This is a genomic window from Pseudocolwellia antarctica (assembly GCF_049933045.1).
GTDB lineage: Bacteria > Pseudomonadota > Gammaproteobacteria > Enterobacterales > Alteromonadaceae > Pseudocolwellia.
The window spans coordinates 3,598,850-3,611,371 of the sequence record NZ_CP187926.1 but is presented as its reverse complement, the minus strand read 5'-3'; the positions used below and the strand labels follow the sequence as shown (position 1 = coordinate 3,611,371).

The following is a 12,522-nucleotide window of genomic DNA, read 5'->3' as shown; positions in this document are numbered from 1 at the left end:
TTATGTTAGAAAAAATGAAACTAGATTGGCTCTCTAATGTTCGAGGCGATCTACTCGCAGGTATGGTTGTAGCGTTAGCTTTGATCCCCGAAGCTATCGCATTTTCGATTATTGCAGGTGTTGATCCTAAAGTAGGTTTATACGCATCATTCTGTATCGCCGTTATTATTGCAATTGTTGGTGGACGTCCAGGTATGATTTCTGCCGCTACCGGTGCAATGGCATTGTTAATGGTAACGTTAGTTAAAGATCATGGTCTTGAGTATCTTCTTGCTGCAACTTTATTAACAGGTGTATTTCAAATACTTGCCGGCTATTTAAAGCTGGGGAGTTTAATGCGTTTTGTTTCTAGTTCAGTAGTTACTGGCTTTGTAAATGCACTGGCTATTCTTATTTTTATGGCGCAATTACCAGAGCTTACCAACGTTACATGGCATGTATATGCGATGACAGCTGCAGGTCTTGGTATTATTTATTTATTCCCATACTTACCTGTTATAGGCAAAACTATTCCATCTCCATTGGTGTGTATTGTTGTACTAACGGGTGTTGCTATGACTGTTGGGCTAGATATTCGTACCGTTGGTGATATGGGCGAACTACCTGATACCTTACCAATCTTTTTATGGCCAGATGTTCCGTTAAACCTAGATACATTAATGATTATTTTACCTTATTCAATTGGCCTTGCCGTTGTTGGTTTACTTGAATCTATGATGACAGCAACTATTGTTGATGACTTAACCGACACAAAAAGTGATAAAAACCGTGAGTGTAAAGGTCAAGGTATTGCCAACATTGGTGCTGGCTTAATGGGCGGTATGGCTGGTTGTGCGATGATTGGTCAATCTATTATCAACGTAAAGTCAGGTGGTAGAGGTCGATTATCTACATTTGTTGCAGGTTTGTTTTTAATTATCATGGTTGTATTTATGGACCAATGGATAAAACAAATTCCTATGGCTGCACTTGTTGCGGTAATGATCATGGTTTCAATTGGTACTTTCTCTTGGACATCAGTTATCGATTTAAAGAAAAACCCGCTTTCAAGCAGCATTGTTATGATAGCAACCGTTGTTGTTGTAGTCGCTACACATAACTTAGCGATGGGCGTGTTAGTAGGGGTGTTATTAGCAACCTTATTCTTCGCCAACAAAATTGGTCGTTTTATGGTAGTTAAAACTGATAAATCTACTGAAGATACACGTGTTTACCAAGTTATTGGTCAAGTTTTCTTTGCATCTTCAGAGCAGTTTGTTGAATCGTTTGACTTTAAAGAAGTAGTAACTAAAGTTGTTATTGATTTAACTAACGCACATTTTTGGGATATAACATCAGTATCAACGCTAGACAAAGTTGTCATTAAATTTAGACGTGAAGGCGCTGAAGTAGAAATTATCGGAATGAGCGAAGCAACAGAAACGATTGTTGATAAGTTTGGTGTACATAACGATCCGAAAGAAGTTGAAAAGTTCATGGCAGGACACTAAAAACAAAGGACATGACGATGAAAAATATTATTACATGTGTAGATAGTTCAGGTTATGCAAATGATGTTTGTAATGCAGGTATTTGGGTGGCTAATAAGCTCGATAAAACACTTCTGTTTTTACATGCTATCGAAAAGGTAAATACGCCTGTAGTAGAAAATTTAAGTGGCAGTATTGGCTTAGGCGCACATTCATCTTTACTCGAAGAAATGTCTTTATTAGATGAACAGCGCAGCAAGTTAGCATTAACTGTAGGTAATGAAATGTTAGAGCAAGCGTGTAAGCTTGCAACTGATAGTAACTGTAGCTCGGTTGAAAAAACGCAGCGTCACAGTGACATTACTGAAGCTATTTGTGATCTTGAAGATGATGCTCGTTTTATCGTGATTGGTCGCTCAGGTGAAAACCATGGCAAAAACTTTAAAGCGTTAGGTTCACACATCGAACACATTATTCGTCAGGTAAATACTCCGGTACTTATTGCGAATAAAGGCTTTAGAGAACCTGAAAACTTTATGCTAGCTTATGATGGACGTGAAACTGCGGACACAGCGGTTAAGCGTATTATTGAAGGTGGATTACTGCATAATTTAACTTGTCATTTAGTAACAGTAAATAATAAGCAAAGCGCTATAGCAGAGAAGTTTGAGCAAACTAAAAAGTTATTAATAGAAAGCGGATTTGAAGTAAAAGCCAGCTTTTTAGAAGGTAATATTTATGATGCTCTACTGGATTATAAAATTGAAAATAAAATAGAAATGCTAGTGATGGGCGCTTTTTCTCGCTCTAAAATTGCACAAGTGTTTTTAGGCAGCAATACGTTAAAAATGATGGAAAAAACAAACTTACCTATGGTGATTTTGCGTTAATTCTGTTTTGAGCTAGTTTGCCATTCAAATATATTTAGCAGCCGAAGTGATCATCAAGGCTGCTTTTTTATGTCTAAATTTTGCTAGTACCTGTTATCAAATTCGGTTAAACGCCAAAGCTAAAGGTTTAGCTTTTAAAGCGGCTTGTTTGTCGTTCATAACATACGCGCAATTAATAATGCCTTCTTTAAGTAACAATAACAAATCAGTCAGATCTTTTAATGCTTTGGCATTGTTAACCACTAAGCCAAGTTGCTGTTCAATACATAGCTTAATGTTCAGCTTATGCTGCATACATAACTGATAAATTTCACTCTCTGTTTCACCATATTCTGCTGCGGTATTTACAAAAAAACAGCCATTAAAATACCCGATTTTTAAGGCACGATTGTTGATCCAATCATCTAAGCCATCAAATAACTTTTCAATAAACTCAGTGGCCGAATTAGCGTGGCTACATTGCAGCTCAAACCATGCCATAAAACGTTTGTCTCGTTCTATTACACAGGCTTGTATCAACGCTTCTTTACTTGCAAAGTGGTTGTATAAAGTTTTTTTTGCTATGCCAGATGTCGCTAATATTTCATTAATGCCAATGGCATGAATACCTTGTTTATAAAACAGCTGTAGTGCGGTATCAATTAATTGGGTACGTTTATTATTTACTTTCTCAACTGACATTTTACGTCTCTACTCGCCGTTTATTTATACACTTTTGAATAAAAGCATTGCGTAAGTATACAAAGTTGTCTACTCTAACTCAATAGACAGGTCGGTCTCCTTGTTTGCGGCTAGACTTAAGACTTACCTAACCTTAACTGTAACGTTTAAGACAATTAAACCTAAAACTGAATTAACACTCGGAGAAACAATAATGGAAAACCCACGTCCACCGCTACCACCTTTTAATGCTGAAAGTGCAAAAACAAAAGTCAGAGCAGCAGAAAATGGCTGGAACAACAGAAACCCAGAAGCTGTTTCTTTGGCGTATAGTCCAGATAGTGTCTGGCGTAACCGTTCATCTTTTATTAACGGTAGAGCTGAAATTGTCGAGTTTCTTACTAAGAAGTGGGCGAAAGAATTAGACTATAAACTCATTAAAGAATTGTGGGCATTTACTGAAAATCGCATCGCTGTGCGTTTTGCTTATGAATATAAAAATTCTGAAAACCAATGGTTTCGTGCTTACGGAAATGAGAATTGGGAATTTGATGAACTCGGCTTAATGCAAAAACGTTTTGCTTGTATTAACGACTTACTTATTGAAGAAAAAGACCGATTGTTTACGTGGGAAGGGACAGTGCGTCCAGATGACTTTCCAAGCTTATCTGAGTTAGGTTTGTAGGTGTTTGTCGAAGTTGTAAGTTACTTTGATATTGAGTCCTATCTCTAGTAAACCTATTCGCTCAAATGATTACTGATGAGAATAATCGTTTGAGCTTACAACTCCTAAACTTCCTATTTAGCTAGGTGGGTCAATATTATTAGCAATACTATTATTTAATCTAAACCAGCCAGCTATAGAGTATCGGTCGCGCTTTGCAGGCAGCACTTCATGAGGAAATTCTTCACTTAAAAACACCACAATAGTGCCAAAATTTGGCGTTACTTTAATAATACTGTTATCAATTACAGCTGATGTTGATTGTTGTTTATCGTAAATAACCAACTCGCCTCCATCATCAGGCAACCAATATTGATTAAGGTAAACCACAACCGATAGCATGCGGTTATCTTCACCTTTAAAAGCGTCTTTATGCTTTTTGTAAAAATCACCTTTTGCGTAATGAGCAAAATGACTTTCAAAAGAAAACAACCCTAAGAATAAACGTTGATTTAAAAAAACACGTAATGATTCTGTCCACTTTATCCAAGCACTGCCCGCGTCACTTTTACCTGTTATCCAGCATATCTCGTCGGTACGAATAAAGTTATTCACTACATGATCTTTCGCACGACCAATACCTGCGGGCTTAAATTTCTCTTCATCTAAAATAGTAACTTGTTGTAATAACAGCTGAGCTAAATGCTCGGGTAAAGCATAAGGGCGAATGCTATACCCTTTATCAACTATATTATTAGTAATCGATTCAAAAAGCGAAGTGGTATCGTCTGAAGAGGAGGTTTTGGGAAAGCTTAACATGGGTCTAGCTTAGTTATTAAAACTAACATGGAGTGCTAATTTAATTAAATGAAAGTAAAGCATAGTAGCACTGTATTGTTTATATCTGTTATATAAAAAAATGATCATATACATGCACTTGTGCGGCGATTATTGTTAATTTATTCAAGCATTAATAATTTATACTTTTGATGCTATATTAAATAAGCTTTATCAAAATTTTACAGGTTTTGATTCAGGACAAAAATAATAACTAAAAGGAATAAAGTTAATGTATAAAGCTTATAGAACTATCTTAAAGTTGGTTTTGGTGTTGAGTATTTCACTACCTGCTTATGCCGAACAAGAAGAGCTATTATCCAGTCAGATCAAAACATTAAAAAAAGGAATTTTTGAAGTTGTCACCCTAAAGTTAGAAGACAACACTATTTACAAAGATGAATTCCCTGAAGATTTAATCCCCTTTCATATCCGTAAAGACAAGCAACACAGTGTAGGTACAGCCTTTTTAATTGATGACAATACCTTAGTGTCTGCGGCACACGTTTTTAACATTGGTAACTATTCTTTATTCGCAAAAAACTATGCTGTTCGCGACAACAAAGGTAACTTATTTAAAATTAAAAAGGTTGAAAAGTTTTCTAACTATCGAGATCTTATTCAGTTTTCTATTGAAGGTGATACCTCTAAATATCATAAATTCGAATTTAGTGACGACTACGAAGAAGGCGATGTAGTTTATGCTGCTGGTAATGCTCTAGGCGAAGGCGTTATTTTTAGAAAAGGCTCGTTAACTTCATTTACTTATGAATCTATAGACGGGCAATGGAAAAACATTCGTTATTCTGCTGCAGCATCACCAGGTAATAGTGGTGGTCCATTACTTAACTTAGCAGGTGAAGTTGTAGGTATAGTTACCAAAAAGTCATCTAACGAAAATCTCAATTACGCGCTACCAATTCAAGAGTTTATTAACTTTAGTGATAAAGAAGCTGAATTTTATATGACACAACTGGCTGAAGTCGAGTCGTTGCAAAGACACAGATACAGCTGGAAATTTAGCACTAAGTTACCTCAAAATATTATGGATTTAAGAGCTGAGGCAGAAAAAAGCTTTTACACACGCTTTGCTAATGCCAGAGGTGAATTTACTGCTAAGTTTGAGAGTGAAATATTTCCTAAACATAAGAATGTTGATAAATATTTAAAAAACCAACCGAACGATAATATGCTGTCTATTATAGATATTAACGGTAACGGCGAGTGGTTGTTGTATAGCCCTGAAAATGAGCGCGAAGTAACCATCACTAAAAACCAGTCACTATCGTATGGCAGTAATAATAAAATGCTGGGTAACTACCAATTTATATTAGAAAAGCCAGAAGACACTAAATTAGCCTCATTTATTAAAGACAAGAAAACCATTTTAGACACCTTCTTGTCGTCAGTACAATGGAACCGAAAAATTGCAGGTACACCTGTGTATATCGCTTCTTACGGCGAGCCAGTTTTCGAAGAACTACACACTGATAAATACGGTCGAGTATGGCAAACAGCCGCATGGAATGATCAATATTCAGACCAAGCAATTATGATTTACTGTTTACCTATTCCAAAAGGTGTAGCGTGCGACTTATTACAAACATCAGTCGCTTGGCTTGAAGTTCAAAAACAAGCGTATCCCGACAATCTTCACAGAATTATGCTGTCTTACTCAGGTAAATTAAGTGAATGGAAAGAGTTTTTAAAACTACCTGATAAGTTTCTTCCGAAGAACTTCCATGACTCAAGCGTTGAAATTAATAAGAATAATGTTGAGTTTGAACTTGCGAGTTTTTCTGGTGACTTGGAAAAACTAAAACTGACTAACGACAGTAATTTATATGTGGCAATGGAAGTAACTCCTGAAAATACCAACGAGCTAGCTGTGGGCACATTAGATTTTAGCCCGAATATTAATGAAGATGGTGTATTTTATATCTCTAAATATTACGACTTAGCTGATGAAGCCAGCGACAGTTATAAAGATTTTTGGCAGAAATTTACCAAGCTAGAAACACCTTACAATTTTGAATTATTAAATGAAGGTAAACAGATCAGTAAATACATGAATTTTGGCGCTAACTTTAAAGATAAAAAATTAATTAAAAATAAAGCCAAAGGTGTAAGTTATTTAGTCGGCTGTCAGTTACAGTCTGAAGTAAAAGAAGCTGAATTTAATGAATCGTGTGACGCTTTCATAAAAGGCATTCATTAATTATTTTTTTAAAGCTATAACTTAAGTATGTAATCAGTCAGATCTGTTTATTACAGGTTAAAAAAAGAGGAAATAGATAAGGTATCTATTTCCTCTTTTTATGTAGCTCGAACAGTTACATTGAATTGCCAAAATGCATTGTTTATTAAGATTTGACACTATAGTTACTTGTTATATGCCCATTTACAATGGGCATACTTAATTCAATGATTAATTGGAGACATATTTTACTCACACCTCAGATTGCTTCAATGTCATCCAAATTACTCAAAGATCCTATTGGTTCAGTTGAACCATTAAGAGACGAAATTATTGCAGCGATCGACTTTGCCATTACGGGCATATAACGCCACCTACAGTTGTAAAAAATTGTTTGTTAAAATGTTGTTCAAAGCGGAAGTGGATATCTATATTTTCTTTGATTTAACATGTTGTTATGTGTAAATGATGTGTTGGTGAAGTTAAAAGGTATAGCCTTATCACCCAATCCTTTTTTTATCTAACCAAAATGCAATTATTGAGAATAAACAATAAGCTACCATAGCCGAAATTGCTGTACTAGTTTTAGTGTCTTCAACAGACAATGGACCAAAAATATTTACAACATTTATAGCCAGCAACAATATGACAAAGGCAAGCATGCCAAACCGTGATAAAAGTGTTATTTTCTGCACCGACTTATGAGTTGATTTAAGATAAAAGCAAAGACCAGCGATCAGTAGTATTGCTTCAAGCAGATAAGTAAGCACTGCATTATTCCATAAGCCAAATCCAAGAAGATATGTATTATCTAAAAATACAGGGAGATCAGGGGTATGGACGATTAAATCTAAGAACCAATGAGAGAGTATTGCGATAGCTATTAACAGACAAAAGTGTCCTTTAGCTTGTTTTTTATTAAACTGTAAAACCTTCAATATAATGAAGGCGGCTAATGTCCAAAAAACAACGGCAACGAGACTATGACTATAAGGCATAAAATCAAGTCTGAAGTGGGTAGAATCAGTATAATTCTCGATAATAGAAAACCTCTCTATATTAAAAAAGGTCATCGCGAAAAATAATAAATCAACAAATTGTACCGCTAGAAATAACACACCTAATGATGCTTTATTATGAGTCGCTCTTAGTGCAAAACTTACGGCATAATGACCTACAAACATAGTAAACCTCTTTTTTAATTGGATATAAATATAATAAATTTGAATATGCAACTTACTATACTCACATATTTTTATGAACGAATAGCAAGATTTTGATTGTCGCTATTCATATATGAATAGCGTATGTTGATATAATAGCTATACCAAATTAAATTAAAGAGAAATTCAATGAACCATTTGCCTTGGGATCTCATTCAAGCTTTTTCTGCGGTAGCAAAGTTAGGGAGCCTCTCGAAAGCGGCAAAAGTACTAAAGACCTCGCAACCAACGTTAAGCAGACAAATTTTATTACTAGAGAAAAAATTAGAAATCACGCTTTTTGAACGAAGTACACAAGGATTAAAGATTACTGATTTAGGGGCTAAGTTATTGGAAAGTAGCAATACTATGCTTTCAGCCTCAGAACAGTTTTTGAGAACAGCCTCTGGCTCTACTTACTCACTTGCAGGCAGTGTAAGGCTTAGTGCAAACGAAATTATTGGCCTTTACTACCTACCTCAAGCCATTACTCAATTCAATCAGCTTTATCCTGAAATCCAAGTTGAAGTTGATATTTCTAATCAATCAACAAGTTTACATAAAAGAGATGCAGATATTGCATTAAGGATGTTTAGGCCAACACAACCCGAATTAGTTGCTAAACGCTTGCCTGACATTTCACTTAGCTTAACAGCAAGTAAAAACTATTTATCATCTTTTGGTCATCCAGAAAGCATTGATAACATTTACCAACATACTTTAATCGGGTTCGATAAAGATTCTCAATTTGTAAGGTCATTACAGCAATTAAGCTTTGCTGTGACAGACAAAGACTTCTATCTAAAAACTGACTTTTTACCTTTGCAAATAGAATTAGCAAAGCAAGGGGCAGGAATAACGATTACACATAATCACTTAATAAAGAGGTGGTCAGAATTAAAAGTGATTTTGCCAGAAATAACACTCCCTAACTTGGAATTTTGGTTAGTTTGTCATGCTGATGTTCAACATAATCGAAGAATAAGAGTGTTGATGGACTTTTTAACTACATTTATGAGTGAACTATTGTCTGAATAGGAGATTTTACCAACGCCACGTTAAGCGCAAATAATAGCTGGCTAGGTGTGAAGACGAATAACAGCCAGATATTATCTGTCCCGCTTGAACAGCTTATATTTTTGCGCTTATATTCCCGATATATGGATCCGGCAATAGTTCTTTATTATATGAAACTTTCGGTTTAGCTTTGAGATTAAACTCCTCTATTAGAATTTTACCTAAATGATGAATTGCAGCTTTTTGTTATGCTGTTTTTCTTGCAAGGAGCAGTTCACACACAACATCATGTACTTCTTCGTCTACTTCCCCTTTTGTCGGGTGTAGCTTTATGCTATTTAGCTTAAAGCGCAACAACTGAAAAATTTCTTTTTCCACCTGATATAGGAAGTGCGAAACTATCCAGTATTTCCATACATCGTCATCACTATTTAGGATATCTAATACTGGCTCAACTAGCTCCACACTCAGCTTAGACAAACGTTCAGAAACAGGTCCGGCTATAGGCCAATTTAAATCCTGCAAGCATTCAAGCAAACCATCTATATATGGCACGAGATCTTCGTTTGATGCAGCCATCATATTTTCACAAGCTTCATCATCGAATTTATCTATTGGAACTAACCTCATTGTATAAATACCAACTGTTTTTTGTCCGTTTGAACGTGTTGTTAGATTTTTAGTTAAGTTTAAATAACCTTTTAAGCACATTTTCAGACGTCTCGTCTTTATGCAACATTATTCTAATGCACATTAAGTATCGTGGATCAGTTAACGAGTAAGAACTCGAGTGGGCAATCTTTTTAAGAACAGGTTTATCTCCTTTCGCTAAGTTAGAGAGTACTTGGCCAATACCCGATTTACTTCTAGGACAGTTATTCGGAAACTCTATTTCGATTTGTTTACCAATAGTTTCTGTATTCACTTGGTGTTGGGCTATTCTCCCTAAAGCATAGATAACTTGATTTCTTCTTCCGTTTGCCGTCTCATCTGAGTTTAAATATGTCTCTATTACAGAGTAGTTTTCACGTAACCCTTTTCTTAACCAGTCATGATCTGCTAAATCTAACTGGGTAGGTTGATAAGTCCATTTGTTATCCTCAATTATATAAGATAACCCTTCACAATATTCATGCACCCTTTGGGGAACACCTAAAGTAATATCAAAAATGTGTCGTGCTAGTCGCTTCAATTGTGTCTCACCAATGTTAACTTTTAGATGATCTTGAAAGCCATTTTCACAAAAAGTTACCACTTGACCAGGAACTAAGCCTGTAACTCTAGATATTTCTTGAATTCTATTACCGACTGAGGATGGGTTTTTAGCAGAAGAAAAGTATTCAAGTACTTGGTTAGGGACACCAACAATTAAAAACTTTACGTTATATTGTGAGTAACGAGAATCATCTAATAGAATAATGATGTCTGACAATTCACTCATTAACTCTTCATTTTTGAAAATTGTTTCGACATTGTCAAAAACAATTACTACAGGTTTATTACAAGATTTTTCATTGATGGCTATAAAAGATTCAATTAACCTGTCTTCTTGTTTTATATCATAGCTTCCTTGATGAGCTAATTCAGCTGTAACACCTGCTTTAACTCCTGCTTTCTTAGTTTCCGTATAGGAAACTTTCTGTGAAGTTCCATTTTGTACACATACTGAATGAATTTCATCGAGAATAGACTTCTTCATTGAAGCTCTTGCACAATTAGCAACAACATATTCTATTTTCTTTTCAGCGAATACTTTCTTATATAGCCATGATTTACCATTACCACTCTCACCAAATAAAAATGAGTGCATACTCCCCTTAATTGAACGAAATAATTCTTTTTCTAGAGCTACCCTCTCAATGTACATATTCGTATTTACTTCTGAATTCCTAGGTGTAAACACCTCATTTATTTCGGCTCTTCCAAATATGAATCATCCTATGCACGTGATAAAAATCTAACGCCACGTTAAGCGGCAAATAATAGCTGGCTAAAATGTGTGAGGCACGAACAACAGCCAGCTGTTATTTGTCCGTTTGAACGCCTTGTTAGCAGTTTTTTAGTTAAATCATGAACTTGAATACATAATGAGTTGCTTACGCTCTAATTTTTTGAATAACTCGACTCTCTGCTTAATAAGCTTAATTTCATTCTCAATATTGTCTTTGAGTTGCGAACTTTCAGGGCTAGTGGTAGTGAAATTAGACTTAATTTCTTTTAATTCAGCTTCAAGTACAACTATTGTTTTTTGAGCATCAATATAATATTGAGTGCTTGGCACTACAGCATAAACATTACAACACATTAAAATGAACGTTAAAATAATAGTTTTCATCAGAACCTTTGAAACTGCTAACGCCCCACTAAGAGGCTTTTGATAGTTGGTTATAATGTGAAGCGAAGCGGAACCTAACCAACTGTTAAAAGTCCTGCTTGAGTGGCTTGTTATGTGTTGATGCATTCCAGTGTGCCTATTTCAGGCCAAGTGCTAAACTCACCTCCACATACAGACCATGCCTCTAATTCAGTTAATTGTGAGCCTTGAGCCATAAGTGCTACACCAACTTTAGTTCCATTACTCATGGTGCCTAAGTATCTAGTTATATCTGAAGCATTTAATATAGCTTCAGAAGTTAAGCTAGTTCCGAGTAAAACAGTTGGACAAACTCCACAACCACAGCGTGCAACCACTTTTAAATGTTTTACACTTGGCAGTAATTCACTAAAACCGGAATCAGTTAAGAGAAATACAATTAACTCTCTTTCCGTTTTACTCAGCTCTCTTTTATGAGAAATACAATATTCTGGACTCATAATAACCTAAACACATAACGCCTCACTAAGAGGCAAATAATAGTTGGCTAAAATAAGCGACGAAGGAGCAAACAGCCAACTGTTATTTGTCCTTTTGAGTGACTTGTTAAGTTTCGATTACTACTTGATTTTCAGTCTACGTTTATTGAATGCATTGTATATGATGCTAACCAAATATAACCCAATTGCAAAGGATACCAAACTACAAAACATCTCGGAATATAGGCCAGATAAACTCTCAATACCTTGTAGATTTTTATATATTGCAGTGTCTTTAAAGTAAAAGTATATAGCTCCGTAAATAAAACTAATCGTTACAAGGAAGTAAATAAAAGTAAGGTGGATTGTTTGGGTTTCCAATTTCACCCTTTCCCAGTCATGTTTGAGTATTAATTGAACTCCTTTCTCTAGTTCTTTAAAGCTCTCGTACGAAGGTGAATCACAAATCTCATCAAGTTTTCCCAACGCGGAAGAGTCAGTAGAATGGTTAGGATTTGGGTTTAAGCAGAGTTTTATATACGTCGCTTTTTTTCTTACTGTTTTCAGTTTATCGGCATCACTATCAGGAAGGCTAACCAATTCAGAAAGTTCACTCATTGCTAATTTTAAACTTTCTCTCCACTTCTCTCTTTCTTCTGTGACATAGCGGACTGTTATGCTCTTTGAGTGCTGAATTCTTGAAAATATTGCTGTAACCAATGCAGCCAAAACACTTGAACCAATAATTGCGATAATTATTTTAGAATCTAACACAAATCATCCTTAAGAAACT

At 35.4% G+C, this 12,522-nt stretch carries 14 protein-coding genes; 6 read left to right on the top strand and 8 right to left on the bottom strand.

Annotation, left to right across the window (positions count from 1 at the left end; translation table 11 throughout):
• Window positions 1-2: 2 nt before the first annotated feature.
• Together ACPUVN_RS15670 and ACPUVN_RS15665 are read left to right on the top strand one after the other, a co-directional pair.
• Window positions 3-1,490 carry a SulP family inorganic anion transporter gene (locus ACPUVN_RS15670; protein WP_426369414.1) on the top strand — a complete coding sequence of 496 codons (1,488 nt, stop codon included), beginning with the start codon at window positions 3-5 and terminating at the stop codon, window positions 1,488-1,490.
• Window positions 1,491-1,507: 17 nt separating this feature from the next.
• A complete protein-coding gene (locus tag ACPUVN_RS15665; RefSeq protein WP_426369413.1) occupies window positions 1,508-2,359 on the top strand; it encodes a universal stress protein in 852 nt (283 codons plus the stop codon).
• A gap of 96 nt (window positions 2,360-2,455) precedes the next feature.
• Here ACPUVN_RS15665 and ACPUVN_RS15660 read toward each other — a convergent pair whose 3' ends face one another.
• A complete protein-coding gene (locus tag ACPUVN_RS15660) occupies window positions 2,456-3,040 on the bottom strand; it encodes a TetR/AcrR family transcriptional regulator (RefSeq protein ID WP_426369412.1) in 585 nt (194 codons plus the stop codon).
• Window positions 3,041-3,233: 193 nt separating this feature from the next.
• On the opposite strand from ACPUVN_RS15660, the gene ACPUVN_RS15655 reads away from it, so the two are divergent.
• Window positions 3,234-3,704 carry a DUF1348 family protein gene (locus ACPUVN_RS15655; RefSeq protein ID WP_426369411.1) on the top strand — a complete coding sequence of 157 codons (471 nt, stop codon included), beginning with the start codon at window positions 3,234-3,236 and terminating at the stop codon, window positions 3,702-3,704.
• A 117-nt stretch (window positions 3,705-3,821) separates the two neighbouring features.
• On the opposite strand, the gene ACPUVN_RS15650 is transcribed toward ACPUVN_RS15655, so the two are convergent.
• Window positions 3,822-4,502, bottom strand: a complete 681-nt coding sequence (locus tag ACPUVN_RS15650) for a 2OG-Fe(II) oxygenase (protein WP_426369410.1) — start codon at window positions 4,500-4,502, stop codon at window positions 3,822-3,824.
• 250 nt (window positions 4,503-4,752) lie between these two features.
• Here ACPUVN_RS15650 and ACPUVN_RS15645 point away from each other — a divergent pair, with 250 nt between their 5' ends.
• Window positions 4,753-6,738 carry a S1 family peptidase gene (locus ACPUVN_RS15645; RefSeq protein WP_426369409.1) on the top strand — a complete coding sequence of 662 codons (1,986 nt, stop codon included), beginning with the start codon at window positions 4,753-4,755 and terminating at the stop codon, window positions 6,736-6,738.
• 206 nt (window positions 6,739-6,944) lie between these two features.
• Window positions 6,945-7,085: a CcdB family protein gene (locus ACPUVN_RS15640; protein WP_426359412.1), complete on the top strand. Its 141-nt coding sequence runs from the start codon at window positions 6,945-6,947 to the stop codon at window positions 7,083-7,085.
• Between the two features lie 132 nt (window positions 7,086-7,217).
• Here ACPUVN_RS15640 and ACPUVN_RS15635 read toward each other — a convergent pair whose 3' ends face one another.
• Window positions 7,218-7,901 carry a hypothetical protein gene (locus ACPUVN_RS15635; protein ID WP_426359413.1) on the bottom strand — a complete coding sequence of 228 codons (684 nt, stop codon included), beginning with the start codon at window positions 7,899-7,901 and terminating at the stop codon, window positions 7,218-7,220.
• Between the two features lie 168 nt (window positions 7,902-8,069).
• Here ACPUVN_RS15635 and ACPUVN_RS15630 point away from each other — a divergent pair, with 168 nt between their 5' ends.
• Entirely contained in the window at window positions 8,070-8,957 is an 888-nt protein-coding gene (locus ACPUVN_RS15630; protein ID WP_426359414.1) for a LysR family transcriptional regulator, read from the top strand.
• Window positions 8,958-9,182: 225 nt separating this feature from the next.
• On the opposite strand, the gene ACPUVN_RS15625 is transcribed toward ACPUVN_RS15630, so the two are convergent.
• From ACPUVN_RS15625 to ACPUVN_RS15605, 5 genes are all read right to left on the bottom strand, one after another.
• Window positions 9,183-9,647, bottom strand: coding sequence for a DUF5071 domain-containing protein (locus tag ACPUVN_RS15625; protein ID WP_426369408.1), 465 nt, complete (start codon window positions 9,645-9,647; stop codon window positions 9,183-9,185).
• A complete protein-coding gene (locus ACPUVN_RS15620; RefSeq protein ID WP_426369407.1) occupies window positions 9,616-10,746 on the bottom strand; it encodes an AAA family ATPase in 1,131 nt (376 codons plus the stop codon). Before ACPUVN_RS15620 ends, ACPUVN_RS15625 begins: the two co-directional genes overlap by 32 nt.
• 258 nt (window positions 10,747-11,004) lie before the next feature.
• Window positions 11,005-11,271, bottom strand: coding sequence for a hypothetical protein (locus tag ACPUVN_RS15615; RefSeq protein WP_426369406.1), 267 nt, complete (start codon window positions 11,269-11,271; stop codon window positions 11,005-11,007).
• 110 nt (window positions 11,272-11,381) lie between these two features.
• Window positions 11,382-11,750, bottom strand: a complete 369-nt coding sequence (locus ACPUVN_RS15610) for a hypothetical protein (protein ID WP_426369405.1) — start codon at window positions 11,748-11,750, stop codon at window positions 11,382-11,384.
• 120 nt (window positions 11,751-11,870) lie between these two features.
• Window positions 11,871-12,503, bottom strand: a complete 633-nt coding sequence (locus ACPUVN_RS15605) for a hypothetical protein (RefSeq protein WP_426369404.1) — start codon at window positions 12,501-12,503, stop codon at window positions 11,871-11,873.
• Between the last annotated feature and the right edge of the window lie 19 nt (window positions 12,504-12,522).